The 22,938-nt window shown below is 70.0% G+C and carries 27 protein-coding genes; 9 read left to right on the top strand and 18 right to left on the bottom strand.

Annotated features, from left to right (window positions below; translation table 11 throughout):
- Position 1: 1 nt before the first annotated feature.
- From MMB17_RS06940 to MMB17_RS06925, 4 genes are read right to left on the bottom strand one after another with little or no spacing between them, the layout of a single operon-like run.
- Entirely contained in the window at positions 2–1,024 is a 1,023-nt protein-coding gene (locus MMB17_RS06940) for a VWA domain-containing protein (RefSeq protein ID WP_420847345.1), read from the bottom strand.
- Between the two features lie 4 nt (positions 1,025–1,028).
- A complete protein-coding gene (locus tag MMB17_RS06935; protein ID WP_241101549.1) occupies positions 1,029–1,484 on the bottom strand; it encodes a DUF4381 domain-containing protein in 456 nt (151 codons plus the stop codon).
- Between the two features lie 39 nt (positions 1,485–1,523).
- Positions 1,524–2,450, bottom strand: coding sequence for a DUF58 domain-containing protein (locus MMB17_RS06930; protein ID WP_241101548.1), 927 nt, complete (start codon positions 2,448–2,450; stop codon positions 1,524–1,526).
- A gap of 14 nt (positions 2,451–2,464) precedes the next feature.
- A complete protein-coding gene (locus tag MMB17_RS06925) occupies positions 2,465–3,463 on the bottom strand; it encodes an AAA family ATPase (RefSeq protein ID WP_420847371.1) in 999 nt (332 codons plus the stop codon).
- Between the two features lie 235 nt (positions 3,464–3,698).
- Here MMB17_RS06925 and MMB17_RS06920 point away from each other — a divergent pair, with 235 nt between their 5' ends.
- Together MMB17_RS06920 and MMB17_RS06915 are read left to right on the top strand one after the other, a co-directional pair.
- Positions 3,699–4,415, top strand: coding sequence for an MgtC/SapB family protein (locus MMB17_RS06920; protein ID WP_241101547.1), 717 nt, complete (start codon positions 3,699–3,701; stop codon positions 4,413–4,415).
- 181 nt (positions 4,416–4,596) lie between these two features.
- The gene (locus MMB17_RS06915) at positions 4,597–5,283 is read left to right on the top strand and encodes an SDR family oxidoreductase (protein ID WP_241101546.1); all 687 of its coding nucleotides are present in this window, start codon (positions 4,597–4,599) and stop codon (positions 5,281–5,283) included.
- A 6-nt stretch (positions 5,284–5,289) separates the two neighbouring features.
- On the opposite strand, the gene MMB17_RS06910 is transcribed toward MMB17_RS06915, so the two are convergent.
- Positions 5,290–5,628: a hypothetical protein gene (locus tag MMB17_RS06910; protein ID WP_373324879.1), complete on the bottom strand. Its 339-nt coding sequence runs from the start codon at positions 5,626–5,628 to the stop codon at positions 5,290–5,292.
- 187 nt (positions 5,629–5,815) lie between these two features.
- Here MMB17_RS06910 and MMB17_RS06905 point away from each other — a divergent pair, with 187 nt between their 5' ends.
- Entirely contained in the window at positions 5,816–6,673 is an 858-nt protein-coding gene (locus MMB17_RS06905) for a C40 family peptidase (protein WP_241101545.1), read from the top strand.
- Here the strand turns inward: MMB17_RS06905 and MMB17_RS06900 are convergent.
- The 4 genes from MMB17_RS06900 to MMB17_RS06885 form a co-directional block, all read right to left on the bottom strand.
- Complete coding sequence (locus tag MMB17_RS06900; RefSeq protein WP_238309390.1) at positions 6,663–7,136, bottom strand: arsenate-mycothiol transferase ArsC; 474 nt, start codon at positions 7,134–7,136, stop codon at positions 6,663–6,665. The genes MMB17_RS06905 and MMB17_RS06900 overlap by 11 nt on opposite strands.
- Positions 7,137–7,196: 60 nt before the next feature.
- Positions 7,197–7,703 (bottom strand): UPF0262 family protein, encoded by a 507-nt coding sequence (locus MMB17_RS06895; protein ID WP_241101544.1) that lies wholly within the window; start codon positions 7,701–7,703, stop codon positions 7,197–7,199.
- Positions 7,704–7,768: 65 nt separating this feature from the next.
- Complete coding sequence (hisD, locus tag MMB17_RS06890; RefSeq protein ID WP_241101543.1) at positions 7,769–9,064, bottom strand: histidinol dehydrogenase; 1,296 nt, start codon at positions 9,062–9,064, stop codon at positions 7,769–7,771.
- 34 nt (positions 9,065–9,098) lie between these two features.
- Entirely contained in the window at positions 9,099–9,578 is a 480-nt protein-coding gene (locus MMB17_RS06885; RefSeq protein ID WP_238309636.1) for a DUF2948 family protein, read from the bottom strand.
- 244 nt (positions 9,579–9,822) lie between these two features.
- Here MMB17_RS06885 and MMB17_RS06880 point away from each other — a divergent pair, with 244 nt between their 5' ends.
- Positions 9,823–10,113 carry a hypothetical protein gene (locus tag MMB17_RS06880; RefSeq protein WP_238309393.1) on the top strand — a complete coding sequence of 97 codons (291 nt, stop codon included), beginning with the start codon at positions 9,823–9,825 and terminating at the stop codon, positions 10,111–10,113.
- Between the two features lie 57 nt (positions 10,114–10,170).
- On the opposite strand, the gene murA is transcribed toward MMB17_RS06880, so the two are convergent.
- The gene (murA, locus tag MMB17_RS06875; RefSeq protein WP_241101542.1) at positions 10,171–11,460 is read right to left on the bottom strand and encodes a UDP-N-acetylglucosamine 1-carboxyvinyltransferase; all 1,290 of its coding nucleotides are present in this window, start codon (positions 11,458–11,460) and stop codon (positions 10,171–10,173) included.
- 130 nt (positions 11,461–11,590) lie between these two features.
- Positions 11,591–11,764 carry a hypothetical protein gene (locus tag MMB17_RS06870; RefSeq protein WP_241101541.1) on the bottom strand — a complete coding sequence of 58 codons (174 nt, stop codon included), beginning with the start codon at positions 11,762–11,764 and terminating at the stop codon, positions 11,591–11,593.
- A 298-nt stretch (positions 11,765–12,062) separates the two neighbouring features.
- Here MMB17_RS06870 and hemA point away from each other — a divergent pair, with 298 nt between their 5' ends.
- Positions 12,063–13,394, top strand: a complete 1,332-nt coding sequence (gene hemA / locus MMB17_RS06865) for a 5-aminolevulinate synthase (RefSeq protein WP_241101540.1) — start codon at positions 12,063–12,065, stop codon at positions 13,392–13,394.
- 39 nt (positions 13,395–13,433) lie between these two features.
- Here hemA and MMB17_RS06860 read toward each other — a convergent pair whose 3' ends face one another.
- The 3 genes from MMB17_RS06860 to MMB17_RS06850 form a co-directional block, all read right to left on the bottom strand.
- On the bottom strand, positions 13,434–14,195 hold the full coding sequence (locus MMB17_RS06860) for an SURF1 family protein (protein WP_241101539.1): 762 nt from the start codon (positions 14,193–14,195) through the stop codon (positions 13,434–13,436).
- A 61-nt stretch (positions 14,196–14,256) separates the two neighbouring features.
- Complete coding sequence (gene pth, locus MMB17_RS06855; protein WP_241101538.1) at positions 14,257–14,862, bottom strand: aminoacyl-tRNA hydrolase; 606 nt, start codon at positions 14,860–14,862, stop codon at positions 14,257–14,259.
- A 113-nt stretch (positions 14,863–14,975) separates the two neighbouring features.
- Positions 14,976–15,662 (bottom strand): 50S ribosomal protein L25/general stress protein Ctc, encoded by a 687-nt coding sequence (locus MMB17_RS06850; protein ID WP_238309398.1) that lies wholly within the window; start codon positions 15,660–15,662, stop codon positions 14,976–14,978.
- A 418-nt stretch (positions 15,663–16,080) separates the two neighbouring features.
- Between MMB17_RS06850 and MMB17_RS06845 the strand changes: the two genes are divergently transcribed.
- Together MMB17_RS06845 and MMB17_RS06840 are read left to right on the top strand one after the other, a co-directional pair.
- Complete coding sequence (locus MMB17_RS06845) at positions 16,081–16,338, top strand: hypothetical protein (RefSeq protein ID WP_238309399.1); 258 nt, start codon at positions 16,081–16,083, stop codon at positions 16,336–16,338.
- A 153-nt stretch (positions 16,339–16,491) separates the two neighbouring features.
- Complete coding sequence (locus MMB17_RS06840) at positions 16,492–17,994, top strand: phosphomannomutase/phosphoglucomutase (RefSeq protein ID WP_241101537.1); 1,503 nt, start codon at positions 16,492–16,494, stop codon at positions 17,992–17,994.
- Between the two features lie 7 nt (positions 17,995–18,001).
- Here MMB17_RS06840 and MMB17_RS06835 read toward each other — a convergent pair whose 3' ends face one another.
- The 4 genes from MMB17_RS06835 to MMB17_RS06820 form a co-directional block, all read right to left on the bottom strand.
- On the bottom strand, positions 18,002–19,300 hold the full coding sequence (locus MMB17_RS06835; RefSeq protein WP_241101536.1) for a TadE/TadG family type IV pilus assembly protein: 1,299 nt from the start codon (positions 19,298–19,300) through the stop codon (positions 18,002–18,004).
- A gap of 43 nt (positions 19,301–19,343) precedes the next feature.
- The gene (locus tag MMB17_RS06830; RefSeq protein ID WP_241101535.1) at positions 19,344–19,958 is read right to left on the bottom strand and encodes a TadE/TadG family type IV pilus assembly protein; all 615 of its coding nucleotides are present in this window, start codon (positions 19,956–19,958) and stop codon (positions 19,344–19,346) included.
- Positions 19,955–20,479 (bottom strand): TadE/TadG family type IV pilus assembly protein, encoded by a 525-nt coding sequence (locus MMB17_RS06825; RefSeq protein WP_241101534.1) that lies wholly within the window; start codon positions 20,477–20,479, stop codon positions 19,955–19,957. Before MMB17_RS06825 ends, MMB17_RS06830 begins: the two co-directional genes overlap by 4 nt.
- 396 nt (positions 20,480–20,875) lie before the next feature.
- The gene (locus MMB17_RS06820) at positions 20,876–21,367 is read right to left on the bottom strand and encodes a pilus assembly protein N-terminal domain-containing protein (RefSeq protein ID WP_241101533.1); all 492 of its coding nucleotides are present in this window, start codon (positions 21,365–21,367) and stop codon (positions 20,876–20,878) included.
- Between the two features lie 529 nt (positions 21,368–21,896).
- Between MMB17_RS06820 and MMB17_RS06815 the strand changes: the two genes are divergently transcribed.
- Together MMB17_RS06815 and MMB17_RS06810 are read left to right on the top strand one after the other, a co-directional pair.
- The gene (locus MMB17_RS06815; protein WP_238309405.1) at positions 21,897–22,067 is read left to right on the top strand and encodes a Flp family type IVb pilin; all 171 of its coding nucleotides are present in this window, start codon (positions 21,897–21,899) and stop codon (positions 22,065–22,067) included.
- Between the two features lie 535 nt (positions 22,068–22,602).
- Positions 22,603–22,776, top strand: coding sequence for a Flp family type IVb pilin (locus MMB17_RS06810; protein ID WP_238309406.1), 174 nt, complete (start codon positions 22,603–22,605; stop codon positions 22,774–22,776).
- Positions 22,777–22,938: the final 162 nt, after the last annotated feature.

The raw sequence follows: 22,938 nt of genomic DNA, 5'->3' as shown, positions 1-22,938 counted from the left end.
CTCACCGTGCCCGCCGCGTGGCGAGCAGCCCGCAGGCGCAGAGGAAGGCGAGGGCGGCGGGCCAGGGCCAGAGGTCGCGCCGCAGGGGCACGGGCGGCGCGGCGGCGCGCGCGCCCTCCAGGGTGTCGATGGCGCCCGCCACGTCCTGGAGATCGTCCGTCGTCTTCACGCGGAAGGCCTTGCCGCCGCTGACCTCGGCCATCTCGCGCAGGGTCTGCGCGTCGACCACGTCCTGCTCGCCGTCCGGGTTGTCGTCCATGTCCCGCGGGCCGAGGGCGATCGTGTAGATGCGCACGCCGACCTCCTTGGCCAGCGCCGCCACGTCCCTCGGCAGGGTCTGGCCGGCATTGTTGGCCCCGTCCGAGAGCAGCACCACGACCTTGTCCTTGACCGGAGCGCCCTCCTCCGGGCCGGGCTTGCCGGCGCTGAGCCGCTTCAGGGCGAGGCCGAGGCCGTCGCCGATGCCGGTGGAGCGGCCGACCAGACCGATCGTCGCCTCCTCCAGGGCGTGGGCGACGGCGGCGGTGTCGAAGGTCGGCGCGGCGGCGACATAGGCCTCGTTGGCGAATTGCACGAGGCCGATCCGGTCCCCCGCCCGCGCCCGGATGAAGCCGGCGCCCACGCGCTTGACCGCCTCCAGCCGGCTCACGGTTTCGCCGTCGAGGAAGAAATCCTTGCGCTCCATGCTGCCCGAGAGGTCGAGGGCGAGGATGATCTCCCGGCCGGAGGCGGGCAGGGCGCTCGCGGGCAGGACCAGGCGCGGCCCGGCGAGCGCCACGGTCAGGGCGATCCACAGGATCCAAATCAGCCAGGCCCGGCCGCGGCCGCTGGCGACCAGGCCGGCGCCGCGCTCGGCCCCGCCGACGAGGGTCGGCGGCACCAGGAGCGCGCCGCTGCCGCCCTCGCGCTCCGCCGGCATCAGCCGCGCGGCGATCAGGGGCAGGGGCAGGAGCAGCAGCGCGAGGGGCGCGGCGAGATCGAAGGCGGTGAGGGCGGCGGAGAGCCAGGCGGGCAGGGCGAACATGGCGTCAGGCCCGGATCTTGGCGAAGAGCCGGCCGAGCTCGGCATCGAGGGCGGCGGAATCCGCGGCGGCCGGCCGGCGATAGAGCCCCTCCACGAGGAGGCGGCCGCCGCCCCGGCTGAAGAAGGTGGTGGCGAAGGTCTGGTCCAAGATGGAGGCCCAGGCCTCCCCGCGGCTCGCGGCGGCCGCCTCCCCTTTCAGCGAGCGCACGACCCGGCGCAGCAGCCGGGCCTGGGCCACGCGCCGGGCTTCGGGCTCCAGGGCGGCGGTCCGGGCGAGCTCCCGCAGGGCCGCCCGGCGCAGGGAAGCGCTGCGGCGCGCCTGCAGGACCCGCACCAGCCCGACGAGCAGGGCGAGGGCGAAGCCGGCGGCGATGGCGGCCACGACCGCCCCCTGTACGCCGGTGCCGCCGGTGGGCAGGTGCAGGCTGCGCAGGGCGGAGAGATCGGGCGCGGGCGTCACGGCTGCCCGCCCGGCGAAGGCGCCTCGGAGGACGACATCTCAGAGCAGGGCATCGAGCCGCTCCATCAGCGGGGCGTAGCTCTCCGGACCGGCCTCCGCATCGATGCGCAGGCCTTCGACGCCCCGGCGATGCAGATCGAGCAGGCGCTCCTCCAGCCCGTTCGCCGCCGCGCGGCCGCGGGCCTGGAGGGTGCCGCGCGCCCCGTCCGGCGTGGCGAAGGGGTAGAAGCCGGCCGGGCGGTCCCGCTCGAAGGCGTCGCTGACCACGAGGGCGCTGATCGAGAGCCGCTCAGCCAGAGCCGTGAGCAGCGGGTCGAAATCGGGACCAGGGGCATCGAAGGCACTGGCGACGACGAGATGGCCGCCGGAGGGCAGCAGGCTGCCGGCCAGGGTGAGGCTCTCCGAAAGCGGCGGGTCGGCCCGCTCGGACGCGGCCAGGGCCCGGGCATGGGCCTGGGCGAGGGCGCCGGTGACCGCCGTCATCGCCCGCTCGCCCCCGGCCGGGCGGATCACCGCGGGCTCCCCGAGGCCCGCCGCGATCAGGCCGATGCGGCCGCCATCGCCGACGATGCGCCAGCCGAGCAGGGCGAGGGCCTCCGCCGCCGCGACGGAGCGCAGGGCCCGCCGCGTCCCGAACAGCATGGAGGGCCGGAAATCGGCGAGGAGCACCACCGCCCGGTCGCGCTCGTCGTGATGGGTGCGGACATGCAGGATGCCCGTGCGCGCCGTGGCGTTGCGGTCGATGTGGCGCCGGTCGTCGCCCTCCGACCAGAGCCGCACGTCGTCGGGCTCGGAGCCGCGGCCGCGCTTGCGCGTGACGATGCCGCCGGGCAGGCCGGCCAGGGTGCGGGTCGCCGGGGACACGCCGCGCCGGGCGAGATGGCGCAGGCCCATCAGCACCTCGCCGGACAGATGGACCCCGGGGGCGAGGAGGGGATCGTCGGCGGGGGCGGGGGCGGCGGACATGGACGCGTCCCGCCTCAGAGCGCCCGGGTCCGCTCGACGAGCCCCTGGATGATGCCGCGGGTGGTGCGCCCCTCCGCCGCCGCCCGCCAGGTGAGGCCGATGCGGTGGGCGAGGGCGTCGGCGGCGAGCTCCGCCACGTCCTCCGGGATGACGTGGTCGCGGCCCGCCAGATAGGCCCGGGCCTTGCCGGCCACCATCAGGGCGAGGGTGCCGCGGGGGGAGGCGGGATGCTCGATCGCCGCGCGCAGTTCCGGCGCGACCGCGTCGGTGCGGGTGCCGGCGACGAGCCGCACGAGATAGTCCTTGAGGGCCGGCGAGACATAGGTGGCGAGCGCCGCCTCGCGGGCCGCCCGGATCTCCGCCAGGGAGAGCTTCACCGGCATCGCCTCGGCGTGGTGGTTCAGCTCGCCCTCGACCAGGTCGAGGATGCGCCGCTCGCTCGCCTCGTCCGGCATCTCGACCACGACGTGGAGCAGGAAGCGATCGAGCTGGGCCTCGGGCAGGGGGAAGGTGCCCGCATGCTCGATCGGGTTCTGGGTCGCCACCACCATGAAGGGATCGGGCAGGGCGTGGGTGTGGCCCGCCACCGTGATCTGGCCCTCGGCCATGGATTCGAGCAGGGCCGACTGCACCTTGGGCGGGGCGCGGTTCACCTCGTCCACCAGGATCAGGGAGTGGAACAGGGGGCCGGGCAGGAACTCGAAGGTGCCGGCATCCTGGCGCCACACCGTGGTGCCGGTGAGGTCGGCCGGCATCAGGTCCGGCGTGCACTGGACGCGGGCGAAGGAGCCGTCGAGCCCGTCCGACAGGCGCTTGACCGCGCGGGTCTTGGCGAGACCCGGCGCGCCCTCGATCAGCAGGTGGCCGCCGCTCAGGAGACCGATCAGCAGGCGCTCGACGAGCTTGTGCGCCCCGATCAGGCCGTGCTCCAGCCCCTCGCGCAGGGCGAGGATGCGCGCCCGCGGATCCTCGGCGGCGGGGGAGGGCGCGACGGCGCGCGGCGCCAGGCCCACGCCGCTCACGCGCGCGTCTCCCGATGGGGGACGAAGTCCCGCTTCATGAACGTCTCCTCGGTATGGATTCTTAGGCGATCCATAGGTTAGCCGGTGTGCCTGCTGCCGCGCCCGGGCGTCAATCCCGTCGGCGAAACCCGGGCAATTTGCCTCGGCACCCCCGCCGCCCGCACCGTCCCCGAACGATCCCCGCACCATCACGGAAACGTCACGAACGCTCGATTATGAGCCCTGGATGCCCGGCCCCTTCCCGATCCCGACGCCCGAAGCCGTCAATTCCGCGATCAGCCTCGTCGTCGCCTTCGGCCTCGGCACGCTGATCGGGGCGGAGCGCCAGTTCCGGCAGCGCACCGCGGGCCTGCGCACCGCCGTGCTGGTGGCGGTCGGCGCCTCGGCCTTCGTCGATCTCGGCATGCGGCTGACCGGCGGGGACGGCGCCGTGCGCACGGTCGCCTACGTGATCTCCGGCATCGGCTTCCTCGGCGCCGGCGTGATCATGAAGGAGGGCACCAATGTGCGCGGCCTCAACACCGCCGCCACCCTCTGGTGCTCGGCCGCGGTCGGCGCCTTCGCGGGGGCGGACCTGCCCCTGGAGGCGATCTTCGTCACCGCGGCGGTGCTCGCCGGCAACACGCTGCTGCGCCCCCTCGTCAACCTGATCGACCGCATCCCGATCGACGAGAGCCAGACGGAGGCGACCTACGAGGTCCAAGTCACCACGGACGCGGAGGCCGCCGGCCCGGTCCGCGACCTGCTCGTGGAGCGGCTGGAGGCCGCGAACTACCCCGTGGGCAGCGTCGAGGTGGAGGAACGCGGCGAGGAGGTCGTCGAGGTGGTCGCGACGCTGACGGCGCGGGCGGTCGAGGGCGAGGAGCTCGATGCCGTCACCACGGCGCTCGCGGCCGCTCCCGGCATCCGCCACGCGACCTGGTCGGTGCGCGCGGGCGACTGAGCGATCGGACCGGCGCCGCTCCGAAATTTCATCCCTGGACCATGTGCGCCCGCGCACCTGTGCCTGGACCATGTGCGCCCGCGCACCTGTGCGCAGGGGAGCCTCTTTCCGGCCGCTGCGGCGAACCCGACTTCGCCCGCTGCGGCCGGGCCCTTGATCCCGCGGCCGCAGGAGAGGTGACATGGCATCCTCGCATAAGAGCGCGCTCATCGTCGGGGCCTCGCGCGGCCTGGGTCTCGGTCTCGTCGAGACTTTTCTGAAACGCGGCTGGCGGGTCACCGCGACCCAGCGCAAGACCTCGCCGGAGCTGGAACGGATCGCGGCGCCTGCCCTGTCGGTGGAGACCGCCGACATCGACGACGACGCTTCCGTGGCCGCCCTGCACGAGCGTCTGGCCGGCCAGCGCTTCGACCTGATCTTCGTCGTGGCCGGCGTGGCGACCCAGGCCCACGATCCGATCCACACCGTGCCCCGGGCGGTCGCCTCCCAGGTCTATCAGACCAACGCGGTCAGCCCCCTGCGCTTCGCCGAGGTGTTCGCGGGCTCCGTCGCCCCGAACGGCACCCTCGCCTTCATGAGCTCGATCCTCGGCAGCGTCGCCCTGAACGAGAGCGGGGATTGGGAGAATTACCGGGCGAGCAAGGCGGCGCTCAACACCTATGCCCGCAGCTTCGAGGTCCGCCACCGCGAGGACGGCTTCGGCGTGCTGCTGCTGCATCCGGGCTGGGTGCGCACCGATATGGGCGGCCCGGAGGCGGATATCGACGTGGAAACCAGCGTGACCGGGATGGCGGACGTCATCGAGCGCCGCCTCGGGGAGAAGGGCTGCCTTTATCTCGACTACCGGGGTGAGACGCTGCCCTGGTGAAAACGGTCAGCGGCGCGGCTCGATCGGACGTCCGCGCCGCTCCACCACCACGGTCGGCCGCGCCCGGCGCTCCACGATGACCGTGCGCGGCCCCCGGCTGGGATTGCCCGGCGTCATGATCCGCTCGGGCGCCCGTTCCGGCTTCGCCTTGGCCTTGGCCGCCTCAAGGACGTGCGGGCGCACCTCGTCGACGGGCAGACCGATTAGGCCCGCCGCGATCTCGACCTGCTGCTCGGTGTCGTCCGCGAGATCCTGGGCCGCGGCAACGGCCTCCTCCACGGTGGGGGGCTCGCGCCGCACGCGGATCGGCGGCAGATCCTGGAAGCTCTTGGGCGGATTCTTCACGGCACGCCTCGCGGTCATCATGTGCCAAGCATAGGACGGACCAACCCGATTGTGCAGCGCATCACGCGCAAGCCCGATGCGCGGCTTGCACGGCTGCCGCGCTCGGGGAAGACCCGCCGCTCTCCTCCGGCAACCCATGAGGGGCCACCCGGTTGTCCGGATTTCGGTGAAGCCTTAAGCCCGGGGGATGTCGATCGACACGCGCGATCCCCGCCTGACGCCCGCCCGTCCCGACCTCGCCGATGCGCGGCTGCGCGGCGTGGTGGAAGCCGCGCGCTATGTCGAAGGGCAGCCGCGCCGGGTCGTCCTGCCCTCCACGCCCCTGCGGCGGGCGCCGCGCGCCGATGCGGCGATCGACACCGAAGCGGTGATGGGGGACCCCGTCACGGTCTACGAGACCCGCGACGGCTTCGCCTACGTGCAGCAGGAGCGCGACGGCTATGTCGGCTATCTCGCGGAGGCGGCCCTCGGGCCCGCGGATCCGGAGCCGACCCACCGGATCAAGGCCCTGCGGACCTTCATCTATCCGGAGCCCGACCTGAAGCGGCCCCCGCTGGCGCATCTGAGCCTCGGCGCCTGCCTGACGGCGGTCGATACGGCGGGCGACTATCTCATGCTTTCGGGGGGCGGCTACGTCTTCGCCGGCCATGCGGGCGGCCTCGACGGCTTCGAAGCCGACTTCGCGGCCACGGCCGAGCGCCTCGAAGGCACGCCCTATCTCTGGGGCGGGCGCACCAGCCTCGGCCTCGACTGCTCGGGCCTCGTGCAATTGTCGCTGCTGATGGCCGGCCTGCCCTGCCCCCGCGACGCCGACCAGCAGGAGCGCGGCCTCGGCACCGCCCTGCCCCTGGAGCCCGACGCCCTGCGCCGGGGCGACCTCGTGTTCTGGAAGGGCCATGTCGGCCTGATGCTCGACGCGACCCGCCTGATCCACGCCAACGGCCACCACATGGCCGTGACGGTCGAGCCCCTGGCCCTCGCCATGGAGCGCATCCGGGTGAAGAGCTACGGCCCCGTGACCGGGATGCGCCGGATCAGCCCTTGAGCCGGCTCTTGATGCGGAAGATCAGCCCGTCGCGCACGTCGCGGTAGCCGTCGAGGCGCTGCTCGCGGGAGCCCTCCTGCAGCACCGTCGGATCGGGCGTCGGCCAGTACTCGACATCGGCGGCGAGCGTCCGGGTCAGTTCGAGGGCCCGGTGATGGGCCTCCGGCGCCAGGGTGATGATCAGGTCGAAGTTCAGGCCCTCCCACTCCTCCAGGTCCTCGACCGTGCGCGGCTTGTGGCGGGAGGCGTCGATGCCGATCTCGTCGAGGGCCGCGACCATGAAGGGATCGCGCGGCTCGCCCGAGCGCACGCCCGCGGACTGCACGTAGATCGACTTGCCGAAATAATGGCGCGCGATCGCCTCCGCCGCGAGCGAGCGCACGGCGTTGAAGTTGCACATGAACAGAACGGACTGAACCCGCCGCTTTCGGGCCGGGCCGTCCGGTGTGAGCGCCTCCGCCATTCCTGGTCCTGCGGCCTCAGGGAAAAGCGGGCCGAGCGAGAGGCCGCGTCATGGCGTGCCTCATCCCTTCCAGTGCAAGGCGAAGACCAAGGTGAACAGGCGCCGGGCGGTGTCGTGGTCGAGATCGACCTTGCCTTCGAGCCGCTGCCGCAGGAGTTCGGACGCCTCGTTGTGCAGGCCGCGGCGGCCCATGTCGATCGCCTCGATCTGCGTCGGGGAGGCGGTCCGGATGGCGTTGAAATAGCTCTCGCAGATCATTTCGTAGTCGCGGATCACCCGCCGGAACGGGGTGAGCGAGAGCAGGTGGGTCATCACCGGCTCGCCGTTCTCCCGGGTGATGGCGAAGGAGAGCTTGTTCTCGACGAGGCCGAGATTGAGTGCGTAGGGGCCTTCCTGGCCCGGCACCACGAAGACGTTCTCTTCGAGGATGTCGAAGATCGCGATGGCGCGCTCGTGCTCCTGGTCGCGGTTGCCCCGGGCGATGGAGCCCTCGTCGAGGCTCACCGCCACGAGGCGGTTCCTGGACCGCTCGCTCGCCCCCGCTTCCTTGTCCGCTTCGGCCGTCATCGTGCTGGCCTTCTACCGTATCTGCACGAGGGGCGAACCCCCGCCCCTCATGTCGGAGCGTCTTGTCAGAGATTGAGCCGAATCGCGACCGAGCGCGCATGCCCGTCCAGACCTTCCGAGCGCCCGAGGGCGATCGCGGCCGGCCCCAGCGCCCGCAGGGCGGCCGGGTCGCAACGCAGGATCGAGGTGCGCTTCATGAAGTCGAGCACGCCGAGTCCCGAGGAGAAGCGGGCCGAGCGGGCGGTGGGCAGCACGTGATTCGGGCCGCCGACATAGTCGCCGATCGCCTCCGGCGTATGGGCGCCGAGGAAGATCGCGCCGGCATTGCGGATCCGGCCCGCCAGGGCCTCGGCCTCCTCGGTCTCGATCTCCAGATGCTCCGGGGCGAGCTGATCGACGAGGGGGATCGCCTGCTCGAAGCTCTCGACGCGGATGATGGCGCCGTAATCCCGCCAGCTCGCCCGGGCGATCTCGGCGCGGGGCAGGGTGGTCAGAGCCCGTTCCACCGCCTCCTCGGCGCTGCGCGCCAGCGCATCCGAATCGGTGATGAGGATGGCCTGGGCCGCGGTGTCGTGCTCGGCCTGGGCCAGGAGGTCGGCGGCGATCCAGTCGGGGTTGGCCGCCCCGTCGGCCAGGATCAGCACCTCGGAGGGGCCAGCGATCATGTCGATGCCGACCTGGCCGAAGACGCGCCGCTTGGCGGCCGCGACATAGGCGTTGCCCGGCCCCACGATCTTGGCGACCGGCGCGATCGTCTCCGTGCCGTAGGCCAGGGCCGCCACGGCCTGGGCGCCGCCGACCCGGTAGATCTCGTCGATGCCGGCGAGCTTGGCGGCGGCGAGCACCAGCGGGTTGAGCTGCCCCTCCGGCGTCGGCACCACCATGACGATGCGCGGCACGCCGGCGACGCGCGCCGGCACGGCGTTCATCAGCACCGAGGAGGGGTAGCTCGCCGTGCCGCCGGGCACGTAGAGGCCGACGGATTCGAGGGCGGTCCAGCGCCAGCCGGCGGTCACGCCGAGATCGTCGGTGGCGAGGTGATCGCCGGGCACCTGGGCGCGGTGATAGGTCTCGATCCGCTCGGCGGCGAGGGCCAGGGCGGCCCGCGCCTCGGCCGGGCAGGCGGCCACCGCCGCCTCGACCTCGTCCGGGGTCACCCGCAGGCGGGCGGGGGAGAAATCCTCGCCCAGGCGGTCGAAGCGGCGGGTGTAGTCGACGAGGGCCGCGTCGCCCCCGGAGACCACGCCGGCGATGATGCCGCGCACGGTCTCGTCCACGTCCTCGGCGATCTCGCGCTTGACGCTGAGCAGGCGGCGGAAGCCTTCCGCGAAACCGGAATCGCGGGAATCGAGGCGGATCATGGACGTGGACCGGGGCAGGAGAGGGGGAGACGGCTCATCGGGCGTTGCCCTGAAGGCCATCCTGGAGGGCGATGCGGCCGGCGGCCTCGGCTTCGTGGTCGGGGCGGCCCTCCGCCTCCCAGACCGGGCCGAGATCGCGCATGCGCACCTCGATGCATTCGAGATCGAGCCGGATCGCCGCGCCCCCGGCGAAGACCAGGGTGGCGCAACCGGAGGGCGGATCCCCCGGCTCGAAGGTGATCGCGAGCAGTTCGAGGGGCTCCGCGGAGGGGTTGTCCGGCGCCAGGCCCCTGGCCTTCACGCCGAGCACGCGCTCGAAATGCAGGCCGGTGAGCCGGCGGCGCGGGGGCGTGCCCTCGGGCGCGGCCCAGTCGAAGCGGCGGGCGACCAGCACGAAGCGGCGCTGCGCGGGAAGCCAGGTCATGTCCCCCCGCTGCAGGACGGCGTCCTGGAGATGGGCGGAGATGACGGCGAGGTCCTCGGCGTCGAGGGCTGCGAGCTTCAGGAGCTCCATGGCGGGTCGCGGCTCGGGGAGGCGGCTGACGGGCGACGCCACGGGGCGTCGGCGCATCAGGTAGCGAGCACATGTGCCCACGGCAACCGCCGATGAGCGGGGCAGGGGCGCGCCGCGCGACCGGGCCGGACCGACGCGGGGCGCGAACCTGACTTTTCCGGCGAACCTTGGCCTCTCAGTCCGCGTTCATCTCCCGGTCGATATCCGGGGAGCCGGATCAGCCACCAATTAGGGAGTTTGGGCGGTGAAGCGCTTCGTGCTGGCGGCAACGGCCGCGGTCACCCTCGCGACGGCGGTGCCCGCGAGCGCGCAATATTATCGGGATTACGGTTACGACCGGCCGCCGCCGCCGCGCTACTATCGCGACGAGGACGATGACGATCGTCCCCCGCCGCCCCGCCGGCGCTGGCGCGGCGGCGGCAGCGTCTGCGTGACCGCCCGCGGCAACTGCCCGGCCCCGCCCCTGCCGCCGAACTCGTCCTGCGCCTGCGACATCCCCGGCTTCGGCGTGAAACGCGGCGCCACCGCCTACTGAGACGTCCGGGAGCCCCGCCCGATCGTGATCCGATCGGGCGGGGCTTCGCGTGTCAGGTCAGACCCGCACGCGCTCGATCCGGGCGCCGCAGCGGCCGAGCTTGGCCTCCAGCGCCTCGAAGCCGCGGTCGAGGTGATAGACCCGGTTGATCTGGGTCTCGCCCTCCGCCGCCAGCCCGGCGATCACCAGGGAGACCGAGGCGCGCAGGTCGGTGGCCATCACCGGGGCGCCCTTCAGACGCTCCACGCCCTCGACGATGGCCGCATCGCCGTCGAGCCGGATCCGGGCGCCGAGCCGGGCCAGCTCCTGCACGTGCATGAAGCGGTTCTCGAAGATGGTCTCCCGGATGCGCGAGGAGCCCTTGGCGAGCGTCATCAGCGCCATGAACTGCGCCTGCAGGTCGGTCGGGAAGCCCGGGAACGGATCGGTGGTCACGTCGACCGCGGCGATGCCGGCGCCGTTGCGGCGCACGCGGATCCCGTCCGGCACCGGGGTGATCTCGGCCCCCGTGGTCGCGAGCACGTCGAGGGCCGCGTGCAGGAGGTCGGCGCGGGTGTTCTCCAGAACCACGTCGCCGCCGGTCATCGCCACGGCCATGGCGTAGGTGCCAGTCTCGATCCGGTCAGGCAGGACCTCGTGGCGGGCCCCGTGCAGGCGGGCCACGCCCTCGATCTCGATGCGCGGCGTGCCGGCGCCCTTGATGCGCGCGCCCATCTTGATGAGGCACTCGGCCAGATCGACCACCTCCGGCTCGCGGGCGGCGTTCTCGATCACCGTGGTGCCGTAGGCGAGCGCAGCGGCCATGAGGGCCACGTGGGTGCCGCCGACCGTGACCTTCGGGAAGCTGATCTCGCCCCCGCGCAGGCCGTTCCTGGTCTTCGCGACCACGTAGCCGCCGTCGATCTCGATCTGCGCGCCGAGCTTCTCCAGCGCCATGATCAGCAGGTCCACCGGCCGCGTGCCGATGGCGCAGCCGCCGGGCAGGGAGACCTTGGCCTCGCCGAAGCGGGCGAGCAGCGGCGCCACCACCCAGAAACTCGCCCGCATGGTCGAAACGAGCTCGTAGGGCGCGGTGGTGTCGATGACGTTCGAGGCGGTCAGCCGGATGGTCTGGCCGGTCTCGGTGGTCTGCCCGGGCCGCTTGCCCACCACCATCTGGTCGACGCCGTGATTGCCGAGGATGCGGGTCAGGGCCGTGATGTCGGCGAGCCGGGGCACGTTGACGAGCTCCAGCGTCTCGCCGGTCAGCAGGCTCGCGATCATGAGGGGCAGCGCGGCGTTCTTGGCGCCCGAGATCGGAATGACCCCGTTGAGCTTCGCCCCGCCGGTGATGTGGATGCGGTCCATGTCGATCCTTCGGGCGCCGGCTCGGCCTCTCGGCTTCAGGCCGGCGCGTTCCTGCAATCCTCCCGGCGCGGGAGCGCCGAGGCGAACGGCCACGTATAGGCCGGATTTGGCGGAAAGGGGACGGCGCGACTCAGCATGCGCCGGGTATCGGCTTCCCCGGACGGTGCACTTCGGCGACCGCCTCCCCCGGCTCCTCGGACCGGCCCCGGGCCTGGTCCTTGCGGCGCCTCAGGTTGTCGCGCAGGGCCGCCTTGAGCCGGTCGCCGCGGGCGTCCGGACGTTTGTCCCGGTTCTCGTCGCTCATCCGCGCATCCGTGATCGCGCGACCCATCGTCCCAGGCGCGGATACCGGCTTTGCTCGTCCGTCACAACGGGTGCAAAGCAGGAATGTCTCGAACTCACCTTGAACCAATTCCAGATCGGTCTGTATCCTGTCGTTCCGTCGTTGGAATGGTGTGAGGCCGTTTCGGTGACCGCACGGAAGGGAGTCGCGGGAGAGAGCGGCTCGAAGCCGGATGCTCTCGAACAAGCGAGAGCGGGACCGCAGACTTGAACCCGACGGTTCACTCGGAGCCGGCGGCCAGCACATGCGTCGAGGACGGATGCCCGTGGATCGGATGCCCGCAAAGACCGACAGGATCGAGACACTCTCGGCTGCCGGCGGAACACGCAAAGATTGCGCCAGCCCGGCGCCCAAGCTCGATTACGAGCGCTTTTTCGCCACGGCCCTGAACCGCCTGCACAGCGAGCGGCGCTACCGCGTCTTCGCCGATATCGAGCGCATCGCCGGCCAGTTCCCGCAGGCCCGCTGGCGCAAGTCGGATGGCGGAACCCGCGAGATCACCGTGTGGTGCTCCAACGACTATCTCGGCATGGGCCAGCATCCGGAGGTGGTCGGCGCCATGACCGAGACCGCCGCCCGCTGCGGCGTCGGCGCGGGCGGCACCCGCAACATCGCGGGCAACACCTCGCCGCTGGTGGATCTCGAGCGCGAGCTCGCCGACCTGCACGGCAAGGAGGCGGGCCTCGTCTTCACCTCGGGCTATGTCTCGAACCAGACCGGCATCGCCACGATCGCCAAGCTGATCCCGAACTGCCTGATCCTGTCGGACGCCTTCAACCACAACTCGATGATCGAGGGCGTGCGCCAGTCGGGCTGCGAGAAGCGCGTCTTCCGCCACAACGATCTCGGCCATCTGGAGCAGCTGCTGATCGAGGCCGGCGACCGGCCGAAGCTGATCGTGTTCGAATCCGTCTACTCGATGGACGGCGACGTGGCGCCGATCGCGGCGATCTGCGACCTCGCCGACCGCTACGGCGCCATGACCTATATCGACGAGGTGCATGCGGTCGGCCTCTACGGCGACCGCGGCGCCGGCATCGCCGAGCGCGACGGCGTGATGCACCGGGTCGACGTGATCGAGGGCACGCTGGCCAAGGGCTATGGCTGCGTCGGCGGCTACATCACCGGCTCGGCGGCGCTCTGCGACGCGGTGCGCAGCCATGCGGCCGGCTTCATCTTCACCACCGCCCTCCCCCCGGCCATCGCCGCGGCGGCCCGGGCCTCGGTGCGTTACCTCAAGCATTCCCAGGCGGAGCGCGCGGCGCATCAGCGCCAGGCGGCCAAGACCAAGGCCGCCCTCGACGCCGCCGGCCTGCCGGTGCTGCCGACCGAGACGCATATCGTGCCGGTGATGGTGGGCGACGCGGAGCTGTGCAAGGCGGCCGCCGACCACCTGCTGGAGCGCCACGGCATCTACATCCAGCCGATCAACTACCCGACCGTGCCCCGGGGCACCGAGCGCCTGCGCATCACGCCGACGCCGTTCCACGACGACGCCCGCATCGCGACCCTGACGGACGCCCTGGTCGAAACCTGGAACACCCTGGACCTGCCCCGCGCCGGCACGATCTTCGCCGCCGCGGCGGAGTGAGGCCGCGGCCGCTTCCGGTTCGCCGGAGCGGCCCATCCCTCAGTCCGCCTGCGTCTCCTTGAGGCGGCGGGCGGCGAAGACCGAGAAGACGCCCACCAGGCAGGCGGCGATGCCGAACCAGGTGAAGGCGTATTGCAGGTGGTTGTTGGGCAGGTCGACCCGCAGCTGGCCGCCCCGCGGCCAGCCGCCGGGATTGGCGGTCGCATCCGCCTCGATCATGTAGGGCGCCACCCGATCGAGCCCGCGCGCCGCCGCGATACCGGCGATGTCGCGGTTGAACCATTCGCCCCGGGCCGGATCCGGCGCCGGCACGAACAGGCCGCGGGGCTCGCTCGCCCGCAGCATGCCGGAGACCCGGGTCTCGCCCGCGATCTGGCCGGCCTTGCGGTCCTCCGGGTTCTTCAATTCGGTCGGCACGATGCCGCGATTGACCAGGATGACCGAGCCGTCCGCCCGCTGGAGCGGGGTGATCACGTAATAGCCCTGGAGGGCGCGACCGGGCGTGTCGCCGGGAGCGAGCCCGTGGACCAGCGTCTCGCGGTCGTTCAGGAGCACGCCCTCGGCGGCGACGTGCCGGAACTCGTCGGCCTTCGCATCCCAGGCCTCGAAGGGGGGAGGCGGCACCGGCGCGGCCCGGGTGCGCTCGACGATGCGGGCGATCAACGCCTCCTTCTCGCCCTTGCGGGCGAGCTGCCAGAACCCGAGTCCCAGCAGGATCGCGAGGCAGACGAGGGTGGCGAGGCCGGGCGCGATCAGGCGGCGCCAGGGCGCGGGCGCAGGATAAGCCGCTTGCTGGCTCAACGGTGGTGAACTCCTCGGCCGGGACGGGGCGGCAGGGATATCCCGTTGCCCACCCGCGGCGTCAATTGCGGCCGATCGGCTTCTGCTCGTCCCAGCCCCGCCCCGCCATGGCGAGATGGACCTTGTTCTGGAAGCTCGCATCCTCGCCGGCGGCGAGCAGGGGCGCATGGTCGGCCACCGCCCGGCAGAGATCCTCGACCCAGGGCTCCTCGGCCTTGGCGAAGTCGTTGAGCACGTAGGCGTGGACCAGGGCCTTGTCCCCGGGGTGCCCGATGCCGAGGCGGACCCGGCGATAATCGTTGCCGCATTGCGCCGTGATCGAGCGCAGGCCGTTATGGCCGGCATTGCCGCCGCCGGTCTTCACCCGGAGCTTGGCCGGAGCGAGATCGAGTTCGTCGTGCAGCACCATCACGTCGGAGAGGGCGATCTTGTAGAAGCGCTGCGCCTCCGCGACCGAGCGACCGGACTCGTTCATGTAGGTGAGGGGCTTCAGCAGGATGACGCGCTCGCTGCCGAGCACCGCCTCGCTCGCCTCGCCCTGGAAGCGCTTCCGGAACGGGGCCGCCCGGTGCACCCGCGCGATCTCGTCGAGGGCCAGGAAGCCGATATTGTGGCGGTTGCGCGCGTAGCGCGGGCCGGGATTGCCCAGGCCGACGATGAGCCGCATGGAACCTCGCCTTCGCAGGAGACGGGAGGGAACAGGCCTTCCGAAACGAAAAAATGCCCCGGCAGGGTGCCGGGGCATCGTCAGGGCAAGCGATCGGGCCGAAGCCCCAAGGCTCAGGCCTCGTCGGACTTCGCTTCGTCGGCAGCCTCGCCCTCGGTCTCCGCCTTCTCCTCGGCGGCCTCGGCGGACTGGGCCTCGGCGATGGCGGCTTCCTCGGCCTCGACCTCGGCGCCGAGCACCGTCGGCGGCACGATGTTGGCGACCACGTCCTCGGCGGCGCCGGTATAGGTGCCGGCCGGGAACTTCACGTCGGAGGCGTGGATGACGTCGCCGATCTGGCGGCCGGTCAGGTCGATCTCGATCGCGTCCGGGATCTGGTCCGGGGCGACGTCGAGCTCGAGGGTGTGCTTGGCGATGTTCAGCGTGCCGCCGTTCTTCTTGATGCCGGGCGCAGCCTCCTCGTGGAGGAAGTGCACGGGCACCTCGACCGTCACGGTCTGGCCGGAGACGACGCGCAGGAAGTCGACATGCAGCGGCACGCCGGTCACCGGGTCGAGCTGGAAGTCGCGCGGGATGGCGCGGATCTTCTTGCCGCCGGCGGCGATCTCGAACACGGTGGTCTTGAAGCCACCGGCATAGATCAGGGTGCGGGTGCGGATGAGGTCGATGGCGATGGCCTGCGGGGCCTGGCCGCCGCCGTAGATGACGGCGGGAATCTGGCCCTGGCGACGAACGGCCCGGGCGGCCCCCTTGCCGACCCGGTCGCGTGCCACGGCCTCAAGCGGCTTGATTGCGCTCATGGCGTGATCCTTTTTCGATTGCGGTCGGGGGAACGACAAAGGCCGCCCGAAACGGACGGCCCAGCTACCGATCCCCGATGCGCCCGTGCCTCCAAGGGTGTCTCAAGGGCGCGTCCCGCCCATACACGCATCCGGGGGCCTGCGCAATGCGGACCGTGCGCCTTCCGCCGCCCCATCGCGCGGCGCATGACGACAATCCCCGGCCGGCGACGCGAAGACGTCGCCGCGTCGACGGAAATCGTCGCGGCGCGAAGCGGGGCTGGAGCGACGCTCCCCGCCGCCGGATCCGGTCCTTGCCCAGATCTGCGAAGAGGAGATTCTGCCTTTCGACCGCTGGGGATCCGGCATCGCCTTTTTCCGGAACGACCCGAGCGGCGGCAACGTTTTCCGGCTGTTCAACATAACCTGGAGGAAACCCATGAAAGTCTCGGCGATTGCGCTCCTGACCGCTTTCGGCTTCGCGACGGCCGCCATGGCCGCGGAAGACCGGGGCGCCTCCTCGAAGGCGCCCGGCCACGAGATGCAGCAGGATCAGGGCCGGATGCAGGGCTCGCCCAACGCGGCCGGCTTCGGCAAGAAGGACGGCGCGGGCGACACCACGGGCTCGACCGGTTCCACCACCTCCGGCTCGTCCGGCAGCGGCTCCAGCAGCACGGGCACCGCCAAGCCGCACTGATCGCGGCCGCGCAGAAAAGGTCGGGCCGTTGCGGCGGCCCGGCCTGTCTGGTTAACACTTTTTGGCCCCGACAGGCCCCGGTGGCCGCTTCCCCCCATGCGGCCAACCGGCTACTCCCGACGACGCACACGACGATCGATCGGGAAGGGCCGCATGTTTCCTCAACCGCAGGCATCGCTGACGCCGAACACCTTCGCGTTCGAGCAGCTTCCCCTGGTGAAGCCCACGGGCTTCCGGGAATACGACGCCCGCTGGCTGTTCCCGCAGGAAATCAACCTGATGGGCGTGCAGGCCCTGGGGCTCGGCATCGGCACCCTCGTGCACGAGCTCGGCGTGCGCCCCGAGATCGTGACCGGCCACGATTTCCGGGCCTATTCCTCCTCCATCAAGCTGGCGCTGATCGCTGGCATGCAGGCGGCGGGCCTGCGGGTGAAGGATATCGGGCTGGCCCTCTCGCCCATGGCCTATTTCGGGCAATTCGCCCTCGACTGCCCCTGCGTGGCGATGGTGACCGCCTCGCACAACGACAACGGCTGGACCGGCGTGAAGATGGGCGCCAACCGCCCGATGACCTTCGGCCCGGAGGAGATGAGCCGGCTCAAGGAGATCGTGACGAGCGGCGCCTTCCAGTATCGCGAGGGCGGCGCCTACGAATTCGTGCCGAACTTCGCGGAGACCTATCTCGCCGACCTCCTGGAGCGGGCCAAGCCGATCACGCGCAAGCTCAAGGTGGTGGCCGCCTGCGGCAACGGCACCGCCGGCGCCTTCGCCCCCAAGCTTCTGGAGCGGCTCGGCGTCGAGGTGATCCCCCTCGATGCGGAGCCGGACTACACCTTCCCCCGCTACAACCCGAACCCCGAGGACATGGAGATGCTCCATGCCATCGCGGCCAAGGTGAAGGAGACCGGCGCCGATGTCGGCCTCGGCTTCGACGGGGACGGCGACCGCTGCGGCGTGGTGGACAACGAGGGCGAGGAGATCTTCGCCGACAAGATCGGCGTGATGCTCGCCCGCGACCTGTCCAAGCTGCACCCGAACGCGACCTTCGTCGTCGACGTGAAGTCGACCGGCCTCTACCACACCGATCCCGCGCTGCAGGCGCAGGGCGTGACGACCGACTACTGGAAGACGGGCCATTCCTACATCAAGCGCCGGGTCAACGAGCTCTCGGCGCTGGCCGGCTTCGAGAAGTCCGGCCACTTCTTCTTCAACGCCCCGATCGGGCGCGGCTACGATGACGGGCTGATCACCGCGATCGCGGTGATCGAGATGCTCGACCGCAACCCCGAGGCCTCGATGGCCGATCTCTACCGGGCCCTGCCCAAGACCTGGGGCTCGCCGACCATGTCGCCCCATTGCCCGGACGAGGTGAAGTACGGGGTCGTCGACAAGGTGATCGCTCGCTTCCAGGCGATGCAGGCGGCGGGCGAGCCGGTGGGCGGCGCGACGATCACGGATCTCGTCACCGTCAACGGCGTGCGCGTGTCGACCGAGGACGGCACCTGGGGCCTGGTGCGGGCCTCCTCCAACAAGCCCGAGCTCGTCGTGGTGGTGGAGAGCCCGGTCTCGGAGGCCCGCCTGCGGGAGATGTTCCAGGCCGTCGACGCCATCCTGCGGGAGAACCCGGAAGTCGGCGCCTACAACCAGACGATCTGAAGCGGCCTCAATTGGTCAGGCGGACGGAGTTCACCGCGGTGTCGAACAGCTTGTTCATCGCCGCGCCGATGTCTCCGTCCGTCGAGACGGGGAAGAACAGGCCGTCCGAGGCGCAGGATTGGAGCCGGGTGGCGATCTTGCTCGAATAGGGGGCCACGAACGCGTTGTAGAAGCCGTTCACGGTGAGCGGCAGATACGTCGTGTAGATGATGCCGATGCGGACGTTGTTGTCCTTCAAGGTCTGACACAGGGCCGGATTGAGTGGGCTGATGAACCGGTTCGCATTGATCTTGTAGCCCGCGCTCGGCTCGCTGACGCTCCCGTCGATCGGCGTATCCTGGACGCCGTCCGTCACGAAGAACAGGAACCGGATCGGCGAATCCGGCGTGATGCCGGTCCCGCTCTTCGGAATCGTTTTCGTGATGCCGGGGAGGGCGCGCTCATAGGAGGTCTGGTTGTCCGGCTCGCCATAGAGAGAATAGGCGAGGTCGATCTTGGTGGCGTCGCTCTTCGTCGAATCGAGGTTGCTTGTCAGGTTCGACACCTTCGTCAGCACGTCGCTGAAGGTCCAGACCTCCATCCGATACTGCTGGGACAGCTTCATCGCCGTCTTGGCCCGGTCGACAAGTCCCATCACCGCGTCGCGCAGCACCTGGATCCGCAGCTTGATGCCGTAGCGCGCGGCAAGATGGTAATAGTCCCCGGCATCGTCACCGGTGATGTTGCCTTTGCTGTCGAAGGTATGCTTGTGGCAGGCGAAGGCGCATTTGTCGCTGGTGATCGTCTGCATCTTCGCGATGTCGGCGTCGGTCGCCGCAAGCCCCATCGAGGGCGAGTTGTCGAGCAGCAGATAGAAATCGATATATTGCGAGACACCGCGGGTGGCCGCTGCAGTTCCCTGGATCTTCATGCTGGAAAAATTCATCAGCTTGGTGAGCGTGGTGTCGATCGTGCCCTCATAGGAGGCCGACAGGCTGACCTTCGACGCGGTCGTCACGACGCTCGGCGTGAAGGACTGCACGGTCACGCCCGGGATCTTGGCGGCCTCGCTCCGGAACTGCGTCTGCATCGCGGCAAGGGCGGTCGCGTCGATCGTATTGCTCGGCTGGCTGACGACCGAGAGCAACGCCGCGTCCAGGGCCGCATCGAGACGCACCTTGGCCGACGAGCGGCGCCCGTAATCGATGGCAACGCCGGCCACGCAAAGCAGCGGGATCGTGGCGATCCCGAACAGCACGGCCATCTGGCCCGACCGGTCGCGGGGCAGGCCGCGAATGCGCGAGAGGGCCTTCGAGAGGAGGGTCATGGCAGGGCGGACTCGATAGAAAGGTGCGAAGCGTCCGGAGGCATCAGGCGCATTTCTGCCCACCGGGCAGCACGATCTCGGTATCCGTGCGCTCGGCCCACGGAATCTGTTCCTTGATGGTGAGGCCGCCCGGCCCGAAGATCGCCGCGACGATCGTCGAACCCATGAGCGGGGCGTAGGGCATCGTGACCTCGGCCTGGAGATAGCGGCCCTTGTCGAACTGGAAGCTCGCCGGCACGGGCGGCAGGTCGCTGGTGCCGGCGACGGTCCCCCGTGCCCGGGCCGACGCGTTGCTCGTCGCCGCGCTGGAGCAGACCTTGCCGGTGACTTGGTTGTTCACCTTCGTGACCCCCATCGCGCTGATGACGATCTTCGCCCGGTTCGAATCGTAGGGTTGCAGGATCACCCGGGCGGCGTCGAAGATCGGCGCCATGTTGTCGGGCGCGGCACGGCCGGTGATGTCGGCGACGGAGCGGGTGACGAGGCTGACCTTGCGGCTCATGTCGACCGCGCTCGCAAGTTCGGCGGTGCCGACATAGACGAGCAGCATCGCCGGCAGGACGATTGCGAATTCGAGGGCGGCGAGCCCGCGGCTGTCGTGCCGGAAGCTGTGCAGCCGCGCGGAGGCGGCACGGGCTGCTGCCGAGAGCCGGGTCATGAGCAGACCTTCGTCGAGTCGTAGGGCTCGACCCGGAACACGCTGGCGGCCTGGAGGACGCGCCGGCCTCCCGGCAGCGTGACGGTGCCCGGGTTGAGCAGCGTGGAGAAGACGGGGAAATCGACCGCGGCCTGGACCAGCACGATGGCGTTGCCCCGGCCGCAGGCATAGCCGGTGCCGAAATTCGGGTTCCAGTCGCGGATGCCGCTGCCGCTCGTGACGGGGCTGAGGGGCGCCACGTTCGAGAAGGCGTCCACGGTGGAGATGTTCAACTTCACGTTCGCGCAGTTGAAGATCACCTTCCGCGGCTGCCCGTTCTCCTGGCACAGCTTCTTCCGGAATGCGTCGAGCAGATCGGACGCCTTGCTGAGATTGGCGTTCGCGGTTTGGAAGTTGCCCGTGTAGATCTCGCGGGTCGTGTCGGCGACGGCCTGCTGCAGGGACATCTGCGCCCAGAAGACGATCGCCGTCTCGATGGTCGACAGCAGGATCGCGAGGAAGGGAACGAGCACGATGGCCATCTCGACGGCCGTCGCACCGCCCGCATCCCGCCCGAAGCGGCGCAGAACCCGGTGACAGCCCCACCGCGGAGGCTCTCGAACGACCGGATCGTCATGCGCTGGAGCCATCGGCCGCTCTCGACAGGACGGAAGGCCGAGGCACGACAAGCGCCCCTGCGGCCAACACCACGTGGAGGCGACAGGGTACCGGAAAACAGTTTTCCGAAATGTTGCGAAGATGCGCGACTCGAATTCGGACGCTTCGCCGCGACCGGCACGGTTAACGCGCCCTCAGCGACAACGCGCCTCCCGATCTCAACAGAATTTCCCGATTAGGTTGTGTTCAGATAATTCAATCAATCCCAGATTATGCCCCTCCCGCGGCTTCGACGAGGCACCATGTCGGAGGGGCGCACCTCAATGACCGGCCGCGCCGGCCGTCGCGAGGGCACGCCGCTGGTCGGCCTGCCCGCTCACCTCGGAGAAGTACTTGCTCGAATCGCCGAGCTGCACCGAGGGCTGGCAGTTCGGCGTGCAGGCATAGGATTCCCGCTCGAGCCCGCGCTGGACGGTGACCACGGAGGCCTGGGGCGGCGACTGGACCGAGATGCTCGTCTCCGCGAGCATCGCGCCGGTCCCGTCGAGCGCGATCAGATTGGTGCGGCCGAAGCTCTTGCCCGTGAGGATGACGACCCCGTTCCGCTGGAGCGACACGTCCGCGATCATCGGGTTGCCGATGATCACCGTGAGGGTGCGTTCCGGGAGCCGCATCACCTTGGCATTGTCCACGAGCACCGTGATGTCCGGGCGCTCGCTGCCCTCGTTCGCCAGGGCGGCCTGAAGGCTTCCGAGAAGGACGGCGGCCACGGCGAAGCCGAAACGCTGACGGGACGACGGAAAGCGCAGCATGATCCCTCACTGGCACGCGGGCCCCGAGGCGGCGGAGGCAGCCGGCCCGTCGCATCAGCGGATCGCGCATCAACGGCATCGTTCATCGAGCCCGGCGAGAATGCCGCGGGAGTGGTGAAAGAACCGCTAATCCCCATCCCGTCTCCGCCCGACTCCCCTCGGGCCGGCACCGTTCCGCCCCTACGCAAGACCATCGCAGGCAGGCGGTCCCGGCCTCCCATGGCCCGATCGTCCACCGCGCCCCTTCGGCACGTCGCGCAGCCCAGCGCCGCAACCGGCGGGGATACGCACAGCGCGCCACCCTGAATACAGGACACGAAAGATAATCAAGCACAAGTTGCAATCTCTTTCAGGAGCCAAAACTTTTGCCTGATCATTGCGACAATTTTCCGCAAAAACTGCATTGTATTCTATCGGCTTAACATAAAATCAATGGGATCTTTCCATTCGTCTCTCTGCATTGGCGCGAAACGCATACAGCGTCTCGTTGTATCAATTTGCAAAAGACTGGTTGAGATGGGGCTTTATCATGAAGAACATCGTCAAGCGCTTCCTCTCCAATGAATCCGGCGCCACCGCCATCGAATATGGCCTGATCGCCGCCATGATGGCCGTCGCCCTCATCGCCCTGTTCACGACCCTGCGCGGAAACCTCAACGTCGCTTTCAACAACATCGGCAGCACCCTGACCAAGAAGTGATCTCGGCAGCGCCCCAGGGGGATCCGATCGGATCCTGATGAGGCGGCCGCACCGAACCGGCCTTCGCTGCGGCGAGAACGCCCCGAGACGATCGAGAGAAACGCAGAAGGGCCGGCCTGACGATGTCAGGCCGGCCCTTCTGCATAACCGCTCATGTGTCCCGGCACCAATTCTCCGGCCCGATGCGCCCAGCCAGGATCACGCCGCCGGCGCGAGGCCGGACGGCCCCATGATCCCTCGAAGCCCCCGTGTTCACACGTCCCCGGCCCTGGAAGCGTGCTCTGGCAAGATAGGCCCGGTTCGGCCCGCGGAATGGCTACGCTTGCGGGAATCAAGCTCAGCCATGCAATCCTGCTGAGATCAAATCAAGGTCCGCTTAACCGTGACGCGGGTTGCCTTGGCAGGACTGGAACTCCGGGATCAATTTAACCCAACATCAACGCGTGTGATCTATCCCTAGCCCTGCCACCGATCGAGGCGTTCCAAAGACTTCGACGGTTACTTCGCAAGTTTATCGAGTCAAAGGAGAACACCCGTGAAGAATATCGTCAAGCGCTTCGCCTCCGACGAGTCCGGTGCCACCGCCATCGAGTACGGCCTGATCGCCGCCATGATGGCCGTCGCCCTCATCGCCCTGTTCGGCACCCTGCGCTCGAACCTCAACACCGCCTTCAACAACATCGGCAGCACCCTCACCAAGACCAACTGATCGGGAACGGCGGCGCTTCGACGCCGCCTGCATCCGGTGAGGCTGCGGCGTGACCGCAGACCGAATGGGAAGACGAGGCCGCCATCGCCGCAGCCTCGTCTTGTCCGTTTTGGGGAACCCGGACATCGCCCCGCGGTCCGAAGGATGCTCCGAACGGGATTG

The organism is Methylobacterium organophilum, assembly GCF_022533465.1.
In the GTDB taxonomy this organism is placed as follows: Bacteria; Pseudomonadota; Alphaproteobacteria; order Rhizobiales; family Beijerinckiaceae; genus Methylobacterium; species Methylobacterium organophilum.
The sequence above is the reverse complement of the archived record's forward strand: the minus strand, read 5'-3'. Positions and strand labels throughout refer to the sequence as shown.

What these genes read in the sequence shown, in the direction of transcription:
- MMB17_RS06940 (WP_420847345.1), bottom strand. Translation starts at nt 1,024, where the DNA reads ATGTTCGCCCTGCCCGCCTGGCTCTCCGCCGCCCTCACCGCCTTCGAT.
- MMB17_RS06930 (WP_241101548.1), bottom strand. Translation starts at nt 2,450, where the DNA reads ATGTCCGCCGCCCCCGCCCCCGCCGACGATCCCCTCCTCGCCCCCGGG.
- MMB17_RS06920 (WP_241101547.1), top strand. Translation starts at nt 3,699, where the DNA reads ATGCCCGGCCCCTTCCCGATCCCGACGCCCGAAGCCGTCAATTCCGCG.
- MMB17_RS06915 (WP_241101546.1), top strand. Translation starts at nt 4,597, where the DNA reads ATGGCATCCTCGCATAAGAGCGCGCTCATCGTCGGGGCCTCGCGCGGC.
- MMB17_RS06905 (WP_241101545.1), top strand. Translation starts at nt 5,816, where the DNA reads ATGTCGATCGACACGCGCGATCCCCGCCTGACGCCCGCCCGTCCCGAC.
- MMB17_RS06900 (WP_238309390.1), bottom strand. Translation starts at nt 7,136, where the DNA reads ATGGCGGAGGCGCTCACACCGGACGGCCCGGCCCGAAAGCGGCGGGTT.
- MMB17_RS06895 (WP_241101544.1), bottom strand. Translation starts at nt 7,703, where the DNA reads ATGACGGCCGAAGCGGACAAGGAAGCGGGGGCGAGCGAGCGGTCCAGG.
- hisD (WP_241101543.1), bottom strand. Translation starts at nt 9,064, where the DNA reads ATGATCCGCCTCGATTCCCGCGATTCCGGTTTCGCGGAAGGCTTCCGC.
- MMB17_RS06885 (WP_238309636.1), bottom strand. Translation starts at nt 9,578, where the DNA reads ATGGAGCTCCTGAAGCTCGCAGCCCTCGACGCCGAGGACCTCGCCGTC.
- murA (WP_241101542.1), bottom strand. Translation starts at nt 11,460, where the DNA reads ATGGACCGCATCCACATCACCGGCGGGGCGAAGCTCAACGGGGTCATT.
- MMB17_RS06870 (WP_241101541.1), bottom strand. Translation starts at nt 11,764, where the DNA reads ATGAGCGACGAGAACCGGGACAAACGTCCGGACGCCCGCGGCGACCGG.
- hemA (WP_241101540.1), top strand. Translation starts at nt 12,063, where the DNA reads ATGCCCGTGGATCGGATGCCCGCAAAGACCGACAGGATCGAGACACTC.
- pth (WP_241101538.1), bottom strand. Translation starts at nt 14,862, where the DNA reads ATGCGGCTCATCGTCGGCCTGGGCAATCCCGGCCCGCGCTACGCGCGC.
- MMB17_RS06850 (WP_238309398.1), bottom strand. Translation starts at nt 15,662, where the DNA reads ATGAGCGCAATCAAGCCGCTTGAGGCCGTGGCACGCGACCGGGTCGGC.
- MMB17_RS06845 (WP_238309399.1), top strand. Translation starts at nt 16,081, where the DNA reads ATGAAAGTCTCGGCGATTGCGCTCCTGACCGCTTTCGGCTTCGCGACG.
- MMB17_RS06840 (WP_241101537.1), top strand. Translation starts at nt 16,492, where the DNA reads ATGTTTCCTCAACCGCAGGCATCGCTGACGCCGAACACCTTCGCGTTC.
- MMB17_RS06835 (WP_241101536.1), bottom strand. Translation starts at nt 19,300, where the DNA reads ATGACCCTCCTCTCGAAGGCCCTCTCGCGCATTCGCGGCCTGCCCCGC.
- MMB17_RS06830 (WP_241101535.1), bottom strand. Translation starts at nt 19,958, where the DNA reads ATGACCCGGCTCTCGGCAGCAGCCCGTGCCGCCTCCGCGCGGCTGCAC.
- MMB17_RS06825 (WP_241101534.1), bottom strand. Translation starts at nt 20,479, where the DNA reads ATGGCCATCGTGCTCGTTCCCTTCCTCGCGATCCTGCTGTCGACCATC.
- MMB17_RS06820 (WP_241101533.1), bottom strand. Translation starts at nt 21,367, where the DNA reads ATGCTGCGCTTTCCGTCGTCCCGTCAGCGTTTCGGCTTCGCCGTGGCC.
- MMB17_RS06815 (WP_238309405.1), top strand. Translation starts at nt 21,897, where the DNA reads ATGAAGAACATCGTCAAGCGCTTCCTCTCCAATGAATCCGGCGCCACC.